Here is a 20,214-nt window from a genome sequence, read left to right as displayed (position 1 = left end):
AGAGTAGGACGTCGCTAGGCTAGCAAAAAGCATGACTTTTGTGTCATGCTTTTTTTAAACTCTTTAGAAAAAGACCCCCGGATGAAAAAAATCTTATTACTCATAATAATAAGATGGAGGTGGGGTAAGAGTGGATAAAAAAGAAAATCATAAACAAAATGAGGAATTGTCTAAGGATTTAAACGACTTGGACCAGTATCGTGAACTTGAAATTGATTTGAATCGAAATCGAAATCATGAAGAATTCGCAGAAGACTTGGAGATCTATCGCAATCAAATCATTCACAATCGAGAAAGTTAATAAGAAAATTATAAGGATTCAAACACCTAGTCAATCGTCTAGGTGTTTTTTATGTTGAGGGATTTTTCTTGCTTTTTGAGAGTAAAAAAAGCCGAATTTAATTCGGCTTACTGATCAGTGATACAGTTGATCTAACACAGTTTCTCCCATCTTGTTTTGCTTGATAAAGAGCTTTATCTGCCTTGGCAATTAATTGATCAATACTTTGTGACTCAGTAGGAATCATGGTATTCACACCTAAGCTAATCGTCACACATTTACTAATTACCGAACCTGAATGTGGGATATTCAGACTATCGATTGCTTTACGAATGGATTCAGCTACAAGTTCAGCGTCCGCAAGATCGGTTGTAGGCAAGATTACACTAAACTCTTCTCCACCGTATCTAAATGCTATATCATTTGAACCCTTTGCAGTAAGTTCAATGATATTGGCTACTTCTCTCAAACAATCGTCACCTGCTTGATGACCATACGTATCGTTAAACTTTTTAAAATAATCAATATCAAGCATAATAAGTGAAAGAGCAGAGGAATTTCTTATAGCACGATTCCATTCTAATTCTAAACGTTCATCAAACGCTCTTCGATTCCAGATACCTGTTAATCCATCTTTCGTTGAAAGTTCTAGCAATACATTATTCGCTTCTTGAAGTTTTTGTTCAACCATTTTTCTTTCCGTAATATTCCGAGATATGACTATTAAGTGTGTTTCTTCTGGTGTTTTTCCCTGCAATTTAATAGAAGATTCAAACCAAATATATTCTCCATTTTTTCTGCGAATACGATAGGTAGATACAGCATAACCCTCTTTTAATAAAGTATCGTGTTTTTGCTTAACCAATTCTAAGTCATCCGGATGAATAAAATAATAACTATCATATCCAATTATTTCTTTATCTTCGTATTGGAGAATTTCTTTTCCTGCAGGTGAGACATATAGGTACTTTCCTGTAGAATTATGTATTGTAATCATGTCACTTGAATAATTTACAATAGTACGAAACTTATCTTCACTTTCTTTTAATGAAATAATATAACTTTCTATGATTTCATTCATATTATTAAAATTATCGAAGAGTTCCTTAAATTCAATAGGGTCTTTCTTACATTTCTCCAATCGAAAATTAAACTTACGCTCACCAATTTTCCTAGTACCTTCCAGCACTTTTCTAATCGGCGCCTCAGCTTGATTAGACACCCATACCATTAGTGTATAACCTATAAGAATCGCAAATAAAACAACTAAAGAGAGCATCAGTGCCATACGATAGAATGGTTCGAAAATTTTACTCTCTGTTATTTCACCTATAATCAACCATTGATTGTTATGTACCCACCGATAATTCCCCAAAACCTTTTCTCCATTTTGAGTATTGTAGAAATTAGTTATAGGGTTTTCCGCTAAAGCTTCTTCGAATATCTCTGTATCAATATATTCGCCAATTTCGCCTTGACGTGATTTTGTTATTAACATCCCGCTTCTATCAACTAAATAAGTTTCACTTGACTCATCTTGGAATTGATTCATAACATCTGTAATGGTTAGCAACGGTACCTGTCCAGCTATTAAACCTTTAAAATTTCCATTAGAGTCATAGATAGGATTAGAAAATATTATAATGGGTGAATTGGTTTGCCTACCTATTAATACGCCCGTTATAAAGCTATTCCCTTTCTTTGCTTCCTTAAAATATTCCCGATCGGATAAATCGATTTCCGTAGTGGATTTTGTATTAATTTGACTGATTCCATCCTCATTTACATATAAAATCATTCCGAATTCGGAATGATTTTTATCAAATGCTTCCAGGACTTCTTTCATTTGTTCTAAATCAAGGGCTTTCACAGATGGAAGTTCAGAAATGGATTTAACATCTGATATTCGTTCTTGTAACCAATAATTGATTACTACTTGTTGCAGTTCAATCGTTTTTTCAATAGAAACATTAGCATCCTCAAGTTTCTCTTGTTTTCCAAAAAATATAAATGGAATAGATGCAAATAATACCATCAATGCAATAAAACATAAAAACCAAAATCTAAGTCTTCCTTTGAAACTTGAAATCCCTAATTGGTTAAAAATATTATTCAATAACAAACTGTTTAAAACTCCTTAAAATGATTTCATATGTATTGCTTTTCATAGACTCCTTATGTAAAGATTCTGAGGGATTCGTGTGAATTCAATATATAATATATGACAGGTAGAAAGTTTTTTCAATAACAATTTGGTATATTTTACCTGGAAAATGTGACGGAATAATTAAATGTTAGTCCCTGTCTAAATCAAATTGACCATCAAACACACATTATCATTCTCGTAGTTAATAAACCGAATTCCAATCATACTACAGGTGAAATTTCCGTTATTCGACTTTATTACCAAAATTAAATGAATCCACTACGCGAAGGGAAAGACCGTATTTATGGTTTATTTAATAAATCCATTAAACACTAAAATAAGATGCTTATAACTGAGCGCTTAACCTAAAAAAGGATAAGCGCTTTTTATAATTTTCAAGGAATTTTTCATTCCTATAGCTCATTGTTGATAACGATTGAATTAGAAATAAGTGGAAGTCTGCTAAATCCCAATTAATTTGTAACTAATTTGTAACTACAGTAGTTTACATTAACATAAAGCACATTGTAAGCGCTTTAAACAACAAAAGGGGGTATGGGGAATGAGGAAATTCTGGTCTTTATTTTTCATCATGGGGTGCGTTCTATTGTTTCTAGTTGCTTGTAGTGAAGATGAACCTGCCACAACAAAAGAAGACAGTCAAACAGAAGAGAAGACTTCGGAACAAACGGCAGAAACGACTGAACAAACAGGCACGATTAAAGTGGGAGTACTAGCTTCTTTGACGGGTGCTCTAGAATCGTATGGAAAACAAACTCAAAAAGGATTTGAGCTTGGATTGGAATATGCAACAGACGGAACAATGGAGGTTGCAGGCAAAAAGATTGAAGTCGTTTGGGAAGATACAGAAACGAAGCCGGAAGTGGCCGTCCAAAAAGCAACGAAACTGTTGGAAGATGATGGCGTAGATTTTCTGGTAGGCTCATCAAGCTCGGGAGATACATTAGCTGTTCTTCCGCTTGCTGAAGAATATGAAAAAATCATGATTGTGGAACCAGCCGTGGCAGACAGCATTACGGGATCTGAATTTAACCCGTATATTTTCCGTACTGCACGAAACTCTTCCCAAGATGCTTATGCAGCAGCAGCGGCCATTGCCGGTGAAGGGGTAAAAATCGCTACATTTGCTCCTGACTATTCGTTTGGCTGGGATGGTGTTTCAGCATTTAAAACGGCAGCAGAAAAATTGGGTGCGGAAATTGTAGCTGAAGAGTATGCAGATCCAGCAGCAACAGATTTCACGTCCAATCTACAAAAAATTGTGGAAGCAAAGCCTGATTATTTATTTGTAGTGTGGGCAGGCGCGAACTCTCCTTGGAATCAAATCGCCGACTTAAAACTGCAGGAAAAAGGCATCAAGATTTCAACTGGTGCGCCTGATATTGTGGCACTTCAAATGATGGGTCCATTAGTCGGCATGGAAGGGTTCTCTGTCTATTATCATACTCTTCCAAACAACGAAGTAAATGATTGGCTGGTTGAAGAGCATAAAGCTCGCTTTAACGGAGAAGTACCTGACTTGTTCACACCAGGAGGATTTTCAGCAGCAGTTGCCATTGTGACGGCCTTGGAAAAATCAGAAGGGGATGCGGATGGCAATACATTGATTCCGTTAATGGAAGGTATGTCATTTGAAACACCAAAAGGAACAATGACATTCCGTAAAGAAGACCATCAAGCATTGCAGCCAATGTATTCCGTTCGTTTAGAAAAAGTCGATGGGGTTGACTATCCGGTACCAGTATTGATCCGCGAACTAACACCGGAAGAAACAGAGCCGCCGATTATGAACTAATCTAGAAAAGCGGAGCTGCACACAATCAAAATGAAACAGACCAACATCTCTTGGTCTGTTTCTCTTAAAAACTTCTACCGATTCTGGAAGCTTTTAAGAGGAATAGAAAGGGGAGTCAAGATGGAGCCTATTATTCGTACAAAAAACTTGTCAATTCAATTTGGCGGTCATAAAGCGGTTGACCGCGTGAATTTTGAAATGCCCGAAAAGCATTTTAAATCGATTATCGGACCAAATGGGGCGGGGAAAACAACTTTTTTCAACCTTCTTAGCGGCGAGCTGAAACCGACGGAAGGAGACGTATTTTTCAGGGGTCACTCATTAGCGAAAAAATCTTCCGTCGATAGAACAAGGATGGGGCTTGGAAGGTCATTTCAGATTACAAATGTGTTTCCGAGCTTGACAGTACTAGAAAATGTTCGATTGGCAGTCCAATCCAAGGAAAAAGTCCGCTTTCAATTTTTAAAGCATTACCTTCATTATAAGAAAATTACGGCAGAGGCAATCGCCATTTTAGATCAAGTCCTTTTATCGAATAAACAAGATGCAGTAGCCAGCCAATTATCACATGGAGAGAAACGAAAACTTGAAATTGCGATGCTATTGGCGCTGGATACAGAGGTTCTGCTATTGGACGAACCAACAGCCGGGATGTCGCTGGAAGAAGTACCAGCCATTTTGGAGGTCATCCGCCAAATTAAAGCTCGCGGCGATAAAACCATACTACTGATTGAACACAAAATGGATATGATTCTGGATTTATCGGACAGCATCATGGTGCTATTTAATGGAAAACTGCTTGCAGACGGAACACCCACAGAAATCATGAATAATGAAACCGTGCAAAATGCATATCTAGGAGGGCTTTATGATGGAGAGCTTGTTGAAACTTCATAATATCCATACACACATCGGCCAATTTCATATTTTGCAAGGCATTAATTTTGAAGCGAAGGCGGGGGAGGTTTCCGTGCTGCTTGGCCGCAATGGGGCAGGGAAAACAACAACTTTGAAAACCATCATGGGCTTGACGCCAGCATCTAACGGAACCATCACCTTTTTGGATGAAAACATCGAGAAAAAACCTACCTATGATATCGCAAAAATAGGAATCGGCTATGTGCCGGAGGATCAGGGGATATTCGGGCAACTAACCGTCGAAGAAAATATGAAAGTGGCGATGAGAAAAGTAACCGACGATGCACTGGAAAAGCAGGATTATGTGCTTGAACTCTTTCCGGATTTAAAGAAATTTTGGAAAAAGGCAGGCGGGCACTTGTCTGGCGGCCAGAAACAAATGCTTTCCATGGCGCGGGCATTTGTAAACGACAGCAAGCTGTTGTTAATTGATGAACCCTCCAAAGGCTTGGCACCAATTGTTGTCGAGAAAGTAATGGAAGCGATAATGGAAATGAAAAAAAGAACAACCATCGTACTTGTTGAGCAAAATTTTATCATGGCAAGCCGCATCGGCGACACGTTTACGTTAATAGACGATGGCCGGACAGTTCAACAGGGGGCGATGAACGAGTTAATCGCAGATGATGAACTAAAACGAAAATACCTGGGAATTGGATAGGGGGGTACTTATGGATCTTATCATTAGTCTCGTTATTAATGGTCTTGCAACGGGAATGTTGATTTTTTTATTGGCAGCCGGCTTGACGCTTATTTTTGGCCTGATGGATGTATTGAATTTTGCCCACGGCGGACTTTTCGTCTGGGGTGCTTATACCGGTGTCTTTACCTATACATTGACTGAAAGTTTCTTAATCGGCATCGTTGCTGCCATCTTGACAGGGATGATTTTAGGCTTCTTGATGGAAAAATTGATCATCACGCCTGTTTACGGAAATCATGTCCAGCAAATATTGATTACGTTGGGATCTATGCTCGTTCTGCAGGAAATGATTAAAGTGGCTTTCGGACCCAATGCAATCCCGGTCTCCGTTCCTGATTATTTAGCGGGAAGCTGGGAGCTGGGCGAGGTCATTCTGATCAAGTATCGTCTATTTATCATCATTGTTGGGTTGATTGTTTTCGGGATATTCCATTATATTTTAACCCGCACAAAAATCGGACTGATTGTACGTGCCGGGGTCATGAATAAGGAAATGGTTCAAGCGCTTGGGATTAACATCAAGAAAGTATTCTTATTCGTTTTTATGACAGGCGCCGCGCTTGCTGCAATCGGTGGAATGTTGATGGCTCCATACTCCGGGTCCATCTATGCGGAAATGGGAATGGAGTTTGCGATTTTAGGATTTATTGTCGTGGTGATTGGCGGAATGGGCAGTTTCTCTGGTTCGCTTTTTGCAGCGGTTTTAGTAGGGCTGGCTGGTAGTTTCATGGCTTACTATGTTCCATCCTTATCCTTGGCAGTAAACATGATTCTGATGGCAATTGTATTAATATTCCGGCCGCAAGGTTTATTCAAGATGGCAAAGGGGTGATGGGTATGAAAACGACAAACCTGGTTTCAAAGTATCATATTTTCTTCTTTGTAATTTTAATCTTCCTGATCGCTTTTCCGTTTGTGGCAGATTCGCGCACTTTGACCATATTATTCACACAGATTTTCATCTTTGCCATTTTAGCGATGAGCTATGATCTTCTGCTTGGCTATACCGGTATTGTTTCCTTTGGGCATGCAATGTTTTTTGGGATTGGTGCCTATGCGACAGCCATTTTGCTGAATACGTTTGAGCCAACAATCGGCGTCTTTATCGGATCAATGATCGTCGGTATTTTGCTCTCTGCCATTGTTAGTTTTTTTGTTGGTCTTTTGACTTTAAGATTGAAAAGTCATTTCTTTGCCATGCTCACGCTGGCCATTTCGGGGCTGCTTTTGGTGGTAGCCGAAAAATGGCGGACGGTGACAAAAGGGAATGATGGCTTTACATTTCGTGCACCTGATATTTTTAAAGACCGAATCGTCTTTTACTTTTGTGTATTGGCCTGCTTAGTGATCGTTTTCCTGCTGCTGAGACGATTTGTAGCTTCACCACTTGGAAAAGTGCTGATTGCGGTTCGTGAGAATGAACAACGGACACGTTCCCTGGGCTTTAAAACATTGCACTATAAGGTTATCTCTTCGGTAGTGGCAGGAGTTGTAGCAAGTTTGGCCGGATCTTTATATGCCGTTTCCCTCCGTTTTGTGAACACTAGCGTTATGACAATGGATATTACGCTTGATGCACTCTTGATGACCATAATTGGCGGTGTGGGAACATTAGTGGGGCCAATTGTAGGTTCGGTTGTCATCGAGTTTGCACAGCATTATTTATCAGGGCTTGCCAGGGAATTTCCGATATTTGAGAGATGGATTATTTTCTTTGGCATCATCTATATTTTGGCGGTTGTCTTTTTCCCAAAAGGCATTGTGGGTTCGATTCAAATGCAAATTTCAAAATGGAAATCAAAAAAGGAAGTTCGGAAAACTTTTGCTTTGCCGGAAGATAAGGAGCGAGCGTCATGAATATAGGGATTATTGGTATAGGTGTTTATTTGCCCACTAAAAGAATGACGGCAGAAGAAATTGCCAACAAAGCCAATCTGCCATTGGACGTAGTGAAAACGAAAATGGGAATTATCGAAAAGCCGATTGCAGATAAAGATGATCATACGGTTCAAATGGCCATTTGGGCTGCCAAAGAGGCCATCCAGCAGGCAGGCATCCCACCAAAGGAAATAGACCTTGTGATTTATTTTGGCGAAGAGCACAAGGAATATCCGTTGTGGACAGCGGGAATCAAAATTCAAGAAGAAGTCGGTGCAACGAATGCCTGGGCATTCGATATTCAGTTAAGGTGCGGTACGGCCATACTTGCAATGAAGCTTGCAAAAAGTCTGATGCAAACGGACGAAAGCATTCGAACCGTCCTCCTGGCAGGTGGATATCGAAACCATGATTTTATCGATTATGAAAATGAACGAACGCGCTTTATGTTCAACCTTGGGGCGGGAGGTGGCGCGTTGGTGCTTAAACGGGATGCAACCGAGAACTTGATTTATGAAGCCGACCTTATTACGGATGGAACTTTTTCGGAAGATGTGGTTGTTCCGATAGGCGGAACTAAGGAACCGTTAACACCCGAAAATCTGATGCAAGGCTACTATAGGCTGGATGTAACCGATCCAGAAGGAATGAAAACACGTTTAGAACAAAAATCGCTCGATAATTTCATCAAAGTCATCCGCACTTCTTTAAATAAAAGTGGTTTTCATGAAAAAGAATTATCTTATATCGGCATGCTGCATATGAAAAAGTCTGCGCATGATTTTGTATTAAAGACTTTCGGGTTGAAAGAGGAAAATTCCATTTATCTATCGAACTACGGACATATTGGTCAAATCGATCAAATATTATCTCTAAAGCTGGCACTGGAACAAGAGAAGATCAAGGATGGAGATGTGCTTGTGCTTGTTAGTGCCGGTATTGGGTATGCATGGGGTGCCATAACGATTCAATGGGGACCACAAAAGGAGGTTGCAGGATGACAGTAAGTGAACGTTTATCGTTTGTAGAATTGCTCAATGGAGAAACTCTCTCCTATCGTATACGTCCAGGAGGAGAAAAACTTATTTTGCTGATTCATGGAAATATGACCTCCTCTAAGCATTGGGACGTATTGATGGAAAAGTTAAGTCCAGAGTATACAGTGATTGCGCCGGATCTAAGAGGGTTTGGACAATCTACTTATCACGCGAGAGTTCATCATATCAAAGATTTCAGCGATGATCTTAAAAGCTTCGTAGATTTATTGAATATAAAGGATCTTCATATTATTGGATGGTCAACGGGTGGAGCAATCGGAATGCAGTTTTGCATTGATTACCCTAACCTTTGCAGCAAATTAATACTGCTGGCTTCCGCTTCGACTCGAGGCTATCCGATTTATAAAACAAGTGAGGATGGAACTGCAGATTTTTCCGGGCGTTTCACGACAATTGAAGAAATTGAAAATGACACCGGGAAAACGATTCCCATGCAAACATTATATGACATGAAAAATAGAGAAGGCTTAAAAGCTGTGTGGAATGCTGTCATATACACACATAACCAACCTGATGAAAAGCGCTATGACGAATATGTCGATGATATGTTGACGCAACGAAATTTGGCAGATATTTACCATGTCTTAAATACATTTAATATAAGTCATTTAGATAATGAAGCTGCTAAAGGAACGGGGGAGGTGGACCTAATCCAAGTTCCGGTATTAAATTTGTATGGAGAAAGAGACCGTGTTGTAACATTTGCCATGACACAAGAAATAATCGAAGACTTTGGAGGTAGGGCAAAATCCATTCAGCTTGATTCTTGTGGCCATTCTCCACTAGTTGATGATTTGGAGCAATTAACCAAAGTAATTGAAAGTTTTTTAACTCAATAGAAGTATTCCACTTCTATAAGGGTTGATTTAAATGGAAAAATTTAATCAATTCCTTTTGCGTTAAATTTCCACTGAATTAAGTTAAAAGCCTCCGGCGGATGTCACAGATTTTTAAAGGAATCTTTTCGAGCTTGCTCGAAAAAATCTGGACAGAAATACGCCAAGGCGTATTTGATAATGAGAATAGGAGTGGTTGAAGATGCGGCTTCAGGATAAGGTAGCGATCATAACTGGGGGAGCGAATGGAATCGGCAAGGCTGCTTGTGAATTGTTTCTAAAGCAAGGAGCAAAAGTGGTCATAGCGGACTATGATCAATCTAGCGGCAGAGAACTGGAAAACACCTTAAAAGCAGATGGTAAAGATGCCATGTTTATTCAGTTGGATGTGAGTGATGGAGATAGCGTCCAACAAATGGTCAAGGGAGTTTTGGAGCATTATGGGAAAATCGATATTTTGATTAATAATGCTGGTACGACAAAAGACGCCATGCTTGTCAAAATGACGGCAGAAGATTTTGATCGTGTAATCGACGTTAATTTAAAAGGAGTGTTTAACTGTACGCAAGCCATTGTGCCTCATATGATCGCAAATGGTTATGGGAAAGTTATCAATACTTCCTCTGTCAGCGGTGTTTATGGCAATATAGGCCAAACAAATTATTCTGCAACAAAAGCGGCGGTCATCGGGATGACAAAAACATGGGCCAAGGAACTGGGCAGAAAAGGAATTAACGTAAATGCCGTTGCACCAGGTTTTACAAAAACGGCGATGGTCGAGAAAATGCCGGAAAAAGTCATTCAACACATGGAGTCGATTGTTAGTCTCCCAAGATTGGGAGAAGTGGAGGATATTGCAAATGCATACCTCTTCCTAGCATCCGATGAATCCAGTTATATCACCGGCCACGTCTTGCACGTAGATGGTGGAATTATGATGTAAGTGGGAGGGATATCTGTTGCTGAATGAACAATCATGGATATTGAATAGAACCTCATTGACTCCTTGCAATATAGCGCTCATCGATATTCCTTCAAAAAGAAAGTGGAGTTATGAACAACTTTCAAAAGAGTGTTTAAAGTGGTGGGCTTTCTTAAAGAATCGAGGGTTAAACAAGGGCGATCGTATCGCTTTACTGGCGGAAAATTGTATTGATATATTTCCGATTTTATTTGCTTGCGGGTTAGGCGGCTATATTTATGTTCCCTTAAACTGGCGATTAAGCAGCGCGGAATTAAGCGTCATTCTAGATGATTGCCAACCTTCCATTTTAATTACTGACGAGCGGTTCCATTCATTAGGGCGAGAGATTTTTGGCAAGCAACCATTCAAGATTGTCGATAATCTTCAACCAGCACCAATAGAGTTTGAAAAGACGAATGAATGGAGTGCCGAAGACCCATGGTTGATGATTTATACTGGCGGTACAACTGGAAAACCAAAAGGAGTGCTTTTGTCTTTTGAAGCAGTAAATTGGAACGCCATTAATACGGCAATCAGCTGGAACTTAAATGAAGAAGATTGTACGCTGAATTATATGCCGCTTTTTCATACAGGCGGATTGAATGCGTTATCCCTTCCGATCTTAATGATGGGCGGTACCGTAGTGATTGGAAATCAATTCCATGCGGAGGAAGCCATTCGCGCCGTGAATGATTACCAAACGACCATTTCGTTATTTGTGCCTACCATGTACCAGAGCATGATTGAAACGGACTATTTTAAGAACGCATCCTTTCCTTCCGTAAAAGTATTCTTATCCGGGGGCGCCCCTTGCCCTAAAACGATTTACCGCCACTTTATAGAAAAGGGCTTGAAGTTTAAAGAGGGGTATGGCTTAACCGAAGCAGGACCGAATAACTTTTATATTTCCCCGGAGAATGCTGCAAAAAAAGTAGGCTCGGTAGGAAAAAATATGCTGTTTAATACAATCAAACTTATCAATCAACATGGAAAAGAGTGTGAGGCCGAGGAAGTAGGGGAGCTTTATATAAAAGGGAAGCATGTGTTTACAAAATATTGGAACAATCCCGAGGAAACAAAGAAGGCAATCCAAGACGGCTGGCTAAAAACAGGGGATCTGGCGAAGCAAGACCAAGATGGCGATTTCTACATTGTAGGGCGTACAAAAGATATGATAATAACAGGGGGCGAAAATGTTTATCCACTCGAGGTGGAGCAATGTATAATTAGCCACCCAAGTGTAAAAGAAGTGGCGGTTGTTGGTTTAAAAGATGAAAAATGGGGAGAAGTGGTTGCGGCTTTTATTGTCTCCCATGAGAATACAGGAAACATTAAGAGTGAAATTCAAAATCTTTGCCGTGAACAACTAGGTTCGTATAAAGTCCCCAAGAAACTATTTTTTGTAGAGGAATTGCCTAAAACACCTGTTGGGAAAATTGATAAAAAGCAGTTGGTCGAGACATTCGTATAAAGTCTTAATAAAAGAAGAAAACCGTCAGAAACGGACAAAAAATGGCTGGCCCAAACAGAATGGGTCAGCCTTTTGTATATTACCAAAGTTTAAATCCTGTTGAACCAACAGGGGAGTTTGTGATGATTTCGAAAATCGGTATTGTATATGCAATGATGATTAACGCTGCTAAAATAACGCCCCAAACTTTGAAGTTCTCTAGGATTGCAGGCGTTTTGCCGCCTCCAGGAGCAGCTTCGGCCACTGGGAATTCTTCTTCCCCTTTAGGAGCAAACCATAAAAGATTAATAACAACGCCGATAATTACCAAGATGGAGATAAATAAGATCGTACCACCAATTGCTTGGGCAATTTGATAGGAAATCCATTCAGCTGCTTGTTCAGATCCACCATAAGTCGAATATTCAGAACGACGAGGTGCACCAAGCAACCCGGCGATGTGCATGGCACCTGACATAATGAACATACCAACTGCCCATAAAATACCAGATGTATTGGCCATGCTATTCATCTTGCTTGTTAATTTACGTCCAGTCAAATGTGGAATCAACCAGAAAGCTGCGCCAAAATAAGTTAAAACCACTGCTGTTGCCACTGTTAAATGGAAGTGGCCGGTAACCCAGATTGTGTTGTGAATCAATTGGTTCATTTGATAGGAAGCGTTGACAATACCTCCGGCGCCACCTGGGATAAATGCAATCATCCCGATAAATGGAACCAAGAAACGGCAATCTTTCCATGGTAATCGCTTAAACCAACCCATCGCACCTTTACCGCCAAGTTCGCGCCCCCGCAATTCAAAAGTCGCAAACATGGAGAACGCCGTCATTAAAGATGGAACAATCACAAAGAAAGTTAACACAACTTGCAGGAACTTCCAGAATCCATCAATCCCCGGTTCAGTTAATTGATGGTGAACACCAACTGGAATGGAGAATAATAAGAATAGCATAAACGATAAACGAGCCAGTGAATCAGAGAAAAGTTTTCCGCCGATCACTTTAGGAATTACCACGTACCAAACCATATAAGCAGGCAATAACCAGAAATATACAAGTGCATGACCAAAATACCAGAATAAAGTTCGTGATAATAAAACATCGATTCGTTCGACCAAACCTAAAGACCAAGGAAGCAATTGGAATAAAACTTCAATTGCCACACCTAAAGTGGCTACAAACCACATTAAGTTATTTACGACAGCCATAAATGTAAGCAGTGGGGAAGTTTGCCCCTTGTTTTCTTTACGCCACTGAGCATAACGTAAAATTTGAGACAGTCCTTCAATCCAGGACCCTACTACCACCAACGCCAAACCAGCATAGAAAATCCAGTGCGCTTGAAGCGGGGCATAAAAAGTATAAAGAACAGATGCTTCGTTTAAAAGGACCATGGCAGCAGCTGCTACAGTACCGATCGTCATTACCCAGAAACCAATCCAGCCTAATTTGCGTTGAGTATTGGAAAGGGGGCCTGCAGTACGGCTAACGGCTGCAAATTGGAAGCCCATGATGAAATAAGTAGTTAGAATAAGACCCAATAATACACCATGAACAGTTAAAACTTGATAATAGCCAATGCCGAATGGCAACTGAAATGCACCGGAACGAACAAATACTTGTAAAAGACCTGCAAGGCCTCCTAATAAAAGAGCTCCGAATGCAACGTACATATGTGCCAAAGCTAATTTTGCATCTTTGCGATCAACTTTGATTATTTTTTCATTTTCGATAGAATTTTTTGCTTTTTGTAATTTTGGTTGCTTTACTTCTTTACTTGTGACTGCTGTTGTCATCAGCTTCCACCACCTTTAAAGTAGAATACATCATTGCGTGGCCAACACCACAATATTCATTGCAGACGATTGTAAATTCGCCAACTTGGTCAACTGTTGTAATTTGTTCCGAAACATAGCCGGGTTCCAGCATCATATTAATATTTGTGCCTGCAACCTCGAAGCCATGAATAACGTCTTTCGTAGTAGCAATGAATCGAACTTTTGAACCGACAGGAATTTCGATTTCCGTCGGATTGTAACTAAATGCGGATGCAACTAAAACAACTTCGTAATCCCAGTCTTTTCCTTCCACTTTATGAACGCCTGGGTTATCGAACGGAGCGGTTTCATCGACTTTTTCATAGTCAAGCGTCCATTTTGAATTGTTTGGATGTGTGCCAGAATGGAATGCGCTCACACCAATAATAATCAAAAATGCTATGAGTGTACCTGTACCGAATACAAGCCACCATTTTTCATACTTGTGTATGTGCATGGGTGTTTCCTCCTAAAGGATAAGATTCTTTAAAATCGATCAATAAATAAATTGAAGCAAAGTGCCCAAACGATGATGATAATGATACCAATACCAAAAGTCGCATAAAGAGTCCCTTTTAAACTATCATCTGACGTTTTTTTGTGGTTTGCCATGACTCTCCCTCCTAAATGTAAGAAATAAATATTATGTATTTCATAAACAAATCATATATAAAAAAAATATATTGAGATGTGATAAAAATCACACATATACAGTACAAATGTGAACTTAATGTGAAAGGTATGACAACTGGCTAGTTCCTTATATTCAGTTTGTTTGTTTCCGAATTAAGAAAAAAATAAAAACACGCCAACCAAAAAGATTAGCGTGTTACTGGCATTTATGTATTTAATATAAAGAGAATCAGTTATGTAAGTGTCATGTAGTCAGCAAGAAGCTGCTTCTATTCTTCATCGATCGTAAATAGAATGGATATTGAACCTATACCCTCAATTGCAGCTGGCAGTTTAAAGGCCTTTTCAAAACCAAACAGCTTTGTATTGCCAACCATGACCGTTGGGGGAGTAATATCCAAATGCAGTGTTTGCTGTCCTGCATGTGTGCATAAATTCCCTGCAAACATATTTCCAAATTCTCCTGCAAAAGATTCCAGCATTTCACCTTCCAAAGGCATTCCAAACATACTGGCTCCAATTGAACTAAAGGTTTCCGACGTACTATCTATAATGATTCTTCCTTTAATGTCTCCGATCAGACCGATCAAAACACCCATTTCTTGCTGAATATACGGTTCCGTAAATATAGAAGGGGATTGTATATTTAATTCCATTGGAACGATGCTTTTCAATGAAGTAATTGATCCATTTAAAATTGTCTGTATATGCTGTGATATTGCCATAGAATACACCCCATTTTAACGTTTTTTTCCATCTTATCATGCCATTAGTACAAAAGTACATGTAAAAAACTCCCATAATGTATCCAACGCCCCATTTTCTTGATTTAATAAGGTAAGCAGCCAAAATATTTAAAGAAGAATTTCAAGTTCAACTTGAGTGTTTACTGTTTAGGGCTTATAATTAATGATAATGATTATCATTCTAGGAGGGTTTTACATGTTATCAATTTTTGTTGGCGCTACAATAGTGATTTATGCAGGGATAGGAACTTATATTTTAAAGAGAACAATAAAATCTTAATAATCGCCCCTTTTTCCCCGGAATTTCTCCCTTAATTCTTTCGAATAAAAAATATATTGAAAAAATTCTCCTTTCATTCTTTCTTTTTTGCCGAATTTGTTATTTAATCATGATAGAGATATAATTGTGACAAAAATAAGACAAAGGGGCATTGTTTGTAATGAGTTCTTTTGAGGATAAATTAGACAATCTACTACAGCAATCTGCTGTTCAATACATAATCTACCAAAAACATAATGATACGGAACGAATGGAGAAACTTCATCTTTTTGCAAGAAAGCTCCTGCAAAAAGAATATGTAATCGGATTTGCTGGTCATTTCTCAGCTGGAAAATCGAGTATGATTAATGCATTATCAGGCGAAGACATTCTTGCTGCCAGCCCGATTCCTACCAGTGCAAACATTGTAAAAGTGCATAAATCACCTGAGGATTATGCAATCGTTTATATGAATCACGCGAAACCTGTGAAGTTTGAAGCAGGCTATGATTTTAAAACGGTCAAAGAGTTAAGCAAAAACGGACAATTGGTTTCCCAAATTGAAATCGGCCACCGCGATTCATCGCTTCCAATCGGTGTTACTGTAATGGATACGCCAGGAGTAGATTCGACGGATGATGCGCATGCAATGTCCACTGAGTCGGCCCTTCATATTGCAGATGTTGTTTTTTATACGATGGACTATAATCATGTTCAATCGGAATTAAATTTCCAATTCACAAAACAACTGATGAAATATAATCCGAATGTATATTTAATCGTTAATCAAATCGATAAACATAAAGAAAATGAATTATCATTTGAAGACTTCAAACAATCCGTGCATCAATCCTTTACAGCTTGGGGTGTTGAGCCAAAAGGAATCTTCTTTACTTCATTAAGGGATTTTGACCACCCATATAACGATTTTGAAACAGTAAAAAAAATTGTCATGGATTCCATGAATCATTGGCAGGAGCAGTTGCTTAGTACAGCAGAGAATACATTGCGTAAGCTTCAAAATGAACACCTCACTTATTTGGATGAAGAAGCGGAAAGCTTGCAGCAACAATATGAAAACGTTTTAAGTATGGAAGAGTGGGAAAATAGACAAGATTTGCTTGATCAATTTGAAAAGCTTCAACTCCAAACCGAAATGTTTTCCGCTGAAAATTGGAATGAATCGTTCAAAGAACGGCGCAAGGAGCTTTTGGAGAATGCAGCAATCATCCCGGCAGATTTTAGGGAGAAATTGCGAGCTTACTTGGAAAGCATGCAAGAGGGCTTTAAAGTGGGCGGATTATTCACCGCAAAAAAGAAAACGGAAGAAGAGAAAAAGCGCCGCAAAGAAGAAGTGTTTGAGCAGTATAAAATTATTTTGCAATCACAAATCATCGGTCATTTAAAACTTTTAATGAAACAATCACTAAAAGAAGCAGGCGCGTTAACGGACGAAAGATCAGGCAAAATCGATGCTCTTCCTTTCGATGTCCCATTTTCGCTTATTGAAGAACAAGTAAAACAAGGCTCTCTCGTAACCGGGGATGCATTATTGAACTTTGCAAACCGAGTAGCGGAAGCAACTAAACGCTACTTTATGGAAGCAACGGAAGACTGGAAAGATCAGCAAAAAGAGGTATTGCAAGAAGCTTCCCAAAATTTCTCTGCTCCTGTTCAAGCTAAATTAAAAGTATTAAATGAAAAAGTAGAAGCAATCGAATCAATAAGCACGCTTTCCACATACAAGGCAAATGCAGAAAGGGAAATTGTGGCTGCTGCAAAAGATACCCGCTCTTTGGCAAAACAGCAGTATAACCAGTGGCAGTATGACTATGAGCAAGCATTGAACGAAATTCGGCCATTTGATCCGTCCATGCTTTTAACCGAAGAAGCAAAAACGGAAGAACAACAAGAAAGCATTCAACAAACAACCCAACCAAACCAAAAAGGCGATGAGGTTGTCGAAGCGGCCATTCGCACAGCGAACGCAGTAAAGAAAGTAGATGGTTTCCAGGAAGTTTCACAGTTTTTGCTTAAAAAAGTAGAGCGTTTACAAAAGAAAGACTTTACCATTGCATTATTTGGCGCATTTAGTGCCGGAAAATCCAGCTTTTCCAATGCGTTAATGGGTTCGAAAGTGTTGCCTGTATCCCCGAATCCGACAACTGCGGCCATCAATAAAATTCGCCCTGTTACAAAAGAGCATCCACATGAAACAGCCGATGTTAAGTTGAAAACAGCAGAACAGCTTCTTGAAGATATTAAGGGGTCTTATGAAGCGATTGGCCTGAAAATCAACTCGCTGGAGGAGGCATTTGATCGTGCGCAGGAAGGGCTTGCTGTGCAATTGAGCGATGAACGTTTAAATGTCCACAAATCCTTTATCCGGGCATTTAGCCAAGGGTTTAAAAATTACGAAGCACAATTGGGACAAACCATCCGTGTTACTCGGGATGAGTTTGAACGATTTGTTGCCGAAGAAAATCGTTCATGCTTTGTCGACAATATTGACTTTTATTATGATAGTCCAATAACAAGGATGGGTGTTACATTGGTTGACACACCGGGTGCTGACTCGATCAACGCTCGCCATACCGGGGTGGCATTTGACTATATTCGAAATGCCGATGCAATTTTATTTATCACATATTACAATCACGCCTTTGCCAAAGCGGACCGTGAATTCTTAATTCAGTTGGGTCGCGTGAAGGATGCATTCGAATTGGACAAAATGTTCTTTATCGTAAATGCCATCGACCTGGCTACAACGCCGGATGAAGAAAACGATGTGAAAAATTACGTGAAATCCGAGTTGCAGCGTTTTGGAATACGATTCCCGCGACTGTTCGGCGTTTCCAGTTTGCTAGCGCTTCAGGAAAAAGTAGAAGACAATGTATTAAATTCTGGTATGGAGCCGTTTGAAGAAGCTTTCCACCATTTCCTAAATGAAGAGCTCGCTGCCATCGCTATACAAGCCTTGCATGAAGAAGTGGAAAAAACGCAAAATCGTTTGGCGGATTTAATCGCACAAACAGAAGAAAACTTGAAACGAAAAGACGAGCGTTTAAGAGAATTAGCTGAGTTAGAGCAATCTATACAAAAAACATACAGTGAACCATCGACAAATATGTTAAAAGCCGATGCCAAACAAGAACTAGATGAACTTCTGTACTATGTGATGCAGCGTGTCTATTATCGATATCCGGATTTCTTCAGAGAAAGCTATAACCCGTCGACTTTCTCTTCGATGCCGGTCCAACAGGCGCTGGAACATGCTTTAAAAGAAACGATCGGGGCATTGCGTTTTGACTTTGCTCAGGAATTGCGGGTAACCAATTTCCGCTTGGCACAATTTATACAAAAGCAGATTGTAGAACGTTTTAAAGAAGAAGCGCGTGCTTTAAAAGAAAAGAATCCAAGTTTTTCTTTTATCACTTTTGAACTGGAAGAACCAACATTATTGGACTTTAAAGGACCGTTCGATGATGAGAGTAAGTTTGCTTCCGTTAAATCTTATTTCAAAAATGCAAAATCGTTCTTTGAGAAAAATGAGAAAGAACATTTAAAAGCAGCTTTGGAAGAGTTAACAAAACCAGAAGCACAAGTTTATATGGATGTGCAAAAGGACCAGTTGACAAATTGGGCAGCGAATTTTATTGACCAATCGGCGCAAGCAATGAATGAGTATTTACTAAAACAGGCACTTCAGCAAATCGAGACAGAAAGATTGCTGCTTGAAGAGGTAGATCGCTTGGAAACTTGGAAATCTATCTACAATGAGTTGCAAAAAGCGGAGGTCAACTAATATGGGCACAGTTTTTGTTTCTGCTGAAGAAGCAGCAAATGGACGGTTAATTGATGCGCGATTCCACTTAGCAGAAAAGGACAGGGGTAAACAAGAATTCCGTGAAGGGCATATAAAAGGAGCCATTTACTGGGACTTGGAAGAAAATCTATCGGATATGGCCAAAAAGGAAGGCAGACACCCCATGCCTTCAAAAGAGCAGCTGCAAAACCTGTTCGAAGTGTCAGGTCTAACCTATGAAGATCAGATTTATATCTACGACCAAGGCGGTGAGCCATTCGCTGCAAGAGCTTGGTGGATGTTAAAGTTCGCCAATTTCCCGAACGTCTATATTGTAAATGGTGGATTCCAGGCATTAAAGGAAGCGGGTTTGCAGGTTACAGATGAGGTAAAAGAGTTTCAAAGGTCCAAGCTATCATTGGATTGGAATGAAGCGATATTTGCAGCTCGTAATGATGTGAAAAAAGTGGTTGATGGATTAGACAAAGCCACTTTACTAGATGCAAGGGCTGGGGAACGCTATCGCGGAGAACATGAAGCAATCGACAAAGTTGCCGGCCATATTCCAACCGCGAAGAACTTTGATTGGGAGCAGTTAAAACAAGATTCTGAATTGCATGGGAATGCCAAACTCCGTGAGACCTTTGATAAGGAAGAAAATATAATTGTTTATTGCGGGTCTGGAGTTACGGCATCCCCCTTGTATGCAGTGCTGGCTGACCTTGGTTATCATCATCTAAGGCTATATGTAGGCAGTTATAGTGATTGGATTCTTGAACATGAAATTGAAACAGGGGAAAATAAATAAGTTGGAAAAAAAGCGCCGGTGTTAAATTTTTTTCGAGAAACCCCTTCGCGCCAATGAAGGGCTAAAAGCTTTTAGCG

General features: G+C 39.6%; 17 protein-coding genes. 12 read left to right on the top strand and 5 right to left on the bottom strand.

The window, feature by feature from the left end; translation table 11 throughout:
* Positions 1 to 130: 130 nt before the first annotated feature.
* A complete protein-coding gene (locus tag D1B33_RS18440; protein ID WP_158582954.1) occupies positions 131 to 301 on the top strand; it encodes a hypothetical protein in 171 nt (56 codons plus the stop codon).
* Between the two features lie 97 nt (positions 302 to 398).
* Here the strand turns inward: D1B33_RS18440 and D1B33_RS09110 are convergent, their stop codons facing one another.
* Complete coding sequence (locus D1B33_RS09110) at positions 399 to 2,402, bottom strand: diguanylate cyclase (protein ID WP_118876060.1); 2,004 nt, start codon at positions 2,400 to 2,402, stop codon at positions 399 to 401.
* A gap of 586 nt (positions 2,403 to 2,988) precedes the next feature.
* On the opposite strand from D1B33_RS09110, the gene D1B33_RS09105 reads away from it, so the two are divergent.
* From D1B33_RS09105 to D1B33_RS09065, 9 genes are all read left to right on the top strand, one after another.
* Positions 2,989 to 4,242 (top strand): substrate-binding domain-containing protein, encoded by a 1,254-nt coding sequence (locus D1B33_RS09105; RefSeq protein WP_118876059.1) that lies wholly within the window; start codon positions 2,989 to 2,991, stop codon positions 4,240 to 4,242.
* A 120-nt stretch (positions 4,243 to 4,362) separates the two neighbouring features.
* A complete protein-coding gene (locus tag D1B33_RS09100) occupies positions 4,363 to 5,139 on the top strand; it encodes an ABC transporter ATP-binding protein (RefSeq protein WP_118876058.1) in 777 nt (258 codons plus the stop codon).
* Positions 5,114 to 5,821, top strand: a complete 708-nt coding sequence (locus D1B33_RS09095; RefSeq protein WP_118876057.1) for an ABC transporter ATP-binding protein — start codon at positions 5,114 to 5,116, stop codon at positions 5,819 to 5,821. The genes D1B33_RS09100 and D1B33_RS09095 overlap by 26 nt, the downstream gene beginning before the upstream one ends.
* A 10-nt stretch (positions 5,822 to 5,831) precedes the next feature.
* The gene (locus D1B33_RS09090; RefSeq protein ID WP_118876056.1) at positions 5,832 to 6,695 is read left to right on the top strand and encodes a branched-chain amino acid ABC transporter permease; all 864 of its coding nucleotides are present in this window, start codon (positions 5,832 to 5,834) and stop codon (positions 6,693 to 6,695) included.
* Positions 6,696 to 6,700: 5 nt separating this feature from the next.
* Positions 6,701 to 7,720 (top strand): branched-chain amino acid ABC transporter permease, encoded by a 1,020-nt coding sequence (locus tag D1B33_RS09085; protein WP_118876055.1) that lies wholly within the window; start codon positions 6,701 to 6,703, stop codon positions 7,718 to 7,720.
* The gene (locus D1B33_RS09080; protein ID WP_118876054.1) at positions 7,717 to 8,742 is read left to right on the top strand and encodes a 3-oxoacyl-ACP synthase; all 1,026 of its coding nucleotides are present in this window, start codon (positions 7,717 to 7,719) and stop codon (positions 8,740 to 8,742) included. The genes D1B33_RS09085 and D1B33_RS09080 overlap by 4 nt, the downstream gene beginning before the upstream one ends.
* Positions 8,739 to 9,638 carry an intracellular short-chain-length polyhydroxyalkanoate depolymerase gene (phaZ, locus tag D1B33_RS09075; RefSeq protein WP_118876053.1) on the top strand — a complete coding sequence of 300 codons (900 nt, stop codon included), beginning with the start codon at positions 8,739 to 8,741 and terminating at the stop codon, positions 9,636 to 9,638. Before D1B33_RS09080 ends, phaZ begins: the two co-directional genes overlap by 4 nt.
* A gap of 199 nt (positions 9,639 to 9,837) precedes the next feature.
* Positions 9,838 to 10,578 (top strand): 3-oxoacyl-ACP reductase FabG, encoded by a 741-nt coding sequence (gene fabG / locus D1B33_RS09070; RefSeq protein ID WP_118876052.1) that lies wholly within the window; start codon positions 9,838 to 9,840, stop codon positions 10,576 to 10,578.
* Positions 10,579 to 10,594: 16 nt separating this feature from the next.
* A complete protein-coding gene (locus tag D1B33_RS09065) occupies positions 10,595 to 12,070 on the top strand; it encodes a class I adenylate-forming enzyme family protein (protein ID WP_118876051.1) in 1,476 nt (491 codons plus the stop codon).
* A gap of 79 nt (positions 12,071 to 12,149) precedes the next feature.
* Here the strand turns inward: D1B33_RS09065 and D1B33_RS09060 are convergent, their stop codons facing one another.
* The 4 genes from D1B33_RS09060 to D1B33_RS09050 form a co-directional block, all read right to left on the bottom strand.
* Entirely contained in the window at positions 12,150 to 13,865 is a 1,716-nt protein-coding gene (locus D1B33_RS09060) for a b(o/a)3-type cytochrome-c oxidase subunit 1 (RefSeq protein WP_118876050.1), read from the bottom strand.
* A complete protein-coding gene (locus tag D1B33_RS09055; protein ID WP_118876049.1) occupies positions 13,843 to 14,343 on the bottom strand; it encodes a cytochrome c oxidase subunit II in 501 nt (166 codons plus the stop codon). Before D1B33_RS09055 ends, D1B33_RS09060 begins: the two co-directional genes overlap by 23 nt.
* 29 nt (positions 14,344 to 14,372) lie before the next feature.
* Positions 14,373 to 14,498 (bottom strand): hypothetical protein, encoded by a 126-nt coding sequence (locus D1B33_RS18760; RefSeq protein ID WP_267897043.1) that lies wholly within the window; start codon positions 14,496 to 14,498, stop codon positions 14,373 to 14,375.
* A 290-nt stretch (positions 14,499 to 14,788) separates the two neighbouring features.
* A complete protein-coding gene (locus D1B33_RS09050; RefSeq protein ID WP_118876048.1) occupies positions 14,789 to 15,244 on the bottom strand; it encodes a chemotaxis protein CheX in 456 nt (151 codons plus the stop codon).
* Between the two features lie 461 nt (positions 15,245 to 15,705).
* Here D1B33_RS09050 and D1B33_RS09045 point away from each other — a divergent pair, with 461 nt between their 5' ends.
* On the top strand, positions 15,706 to 19,329 hold the full coding sequence (locus tag D1B33_RS09045) for a dynamin family protein (RefSeq protein WP_118876047.1): 3,624 nt from the start codon (positions 15,706 to 15,708) through the stop codon (positions 19,327 to 19,329).
* Between the two features lies 1 nt (position 19,330).
* Positions 19,331 to 20,137, top strand: coding sequence for a sulfurtransferase (locus D1B33_RS09040; RefSeq protein ID WP_118876046.1), 807 nt, complete (start codon positions 19,331 to 19,333; stop codon positions 20,135 to 20,137).
* Positions 20,138 to 20,214: the final 77 nt, after the last annotated feature.

Origin of the sequence: Ureibacillus yapensis (assembly GCF_003515775.1) — a bacterium.
Lineage (GTDB): Bacteria > Bacillota > Bacilli > Bacillales_A > Planococcaceae > Ureibacillus > Ureibacillus yapensis.
This window is presented reverse-complemented; position numbering and strand designations above follow the sequence as displayed.

Excerpts from the sequence above, each read along its gene's own strand:
- D1B33_RS09105 (WP_118876059.1), top strand. The coding sequence starts at position 2,989 with ATGAGGAAATTCTGGTCTTTATTTTTCATCATGGGGTGCGTTCTATTG.
- D1B33_RS09100 (WP_118876058.1), top strand. The coding sequence starts at position 4,363 with ATGGAGCCTATTATTCGTACAAAAAACTTGTCAATTCAATTTGGCGGT.
- D1B33_RS09095 (WP_118876057.1), top strand. The coding sequence starts at position 5,114 with ATGGAGAGCTTGTTGAAACTTCATAATATCCATACACACATCGGCCAA.
- D1B33_RS09090 (WP_118876056.1), top strand. The coding sequence starts at position 5,832 with ATGGATCTTATCATTAGTCTCGTTATTAATGGTCTTGCAACGGGAATG.
- D1B33_RS09085 (WP_118876055.1), top strand. The coding sequence starts at position 6,701 with ATGAAAACGACAAACCTGGTTTCAAAGTATCATATTTTCTTCTTTGTA.
- D1B33_RS09080 (WP_118876054.1), top strand. The coding sequence starts at position 7,717 with ATGAATATAGGGATTATTGGTATAGGTGTTTATTTGCCCACTAAAAGA.
- phaZ (WP_118876053.1), top strand. The coding sequence starts at position 8,739 with ATGACAGTAAGTGAACGTTTATCGTTTGTAGAATTGCTCAATGGAGAA.
- fabG (WP_118876052.1), top strand. The coding sequence starts at position 9,838 with ATGCGGCTTCAGGATAAGGTAGCGATCATAACTGGGGGAGCGAATGGA.
- D1B33_RS09060 (WP_118876050.1), bottom strand. The coding sequence starts at position 13,865 with ATGACAACAGCAGTCACAAGTAAAGAAGTAAAGCAACCAAAATTACAA.
- D1B33_RS09055 (WP_118876049.1), bottom strand. The coding sequence starts at position 14,343 with ATGCACATACACAAGTATGAAAAATGGTGGCTTGTATTCGGTACAGGT.
- D1B33_RS18760 (WP_267897043.1), bottom strand. The coding sequence starts at position 14,498 with ATGGCAAACCACAAAAAAACGTCAGATGATAGTTTAAAAGGGACTCTT.
- D1B33_RS09050 (WP_118876048.1), bottom strand. The coding sequence starts at position 15,244 with ATGGCAATATCACAGCATATACAGACAATTTTAAATGGATCAATTACT.
- D1B33_RS09045 (WP_118876047.1), top strand. The coding sequence starts at position 15,706 with ATGAGTTCTTTTGAGGATAAATTAGACAATCTACTACAGCAATCTGCT.
- D1B33_RS09040 (WP_118876046.1), top strand. The coding sequence starts at position 19,331 with ATGGGCACAGTTTTTGTTTCTGCTGAAGAAGCAGCAAATGGACGGTTA.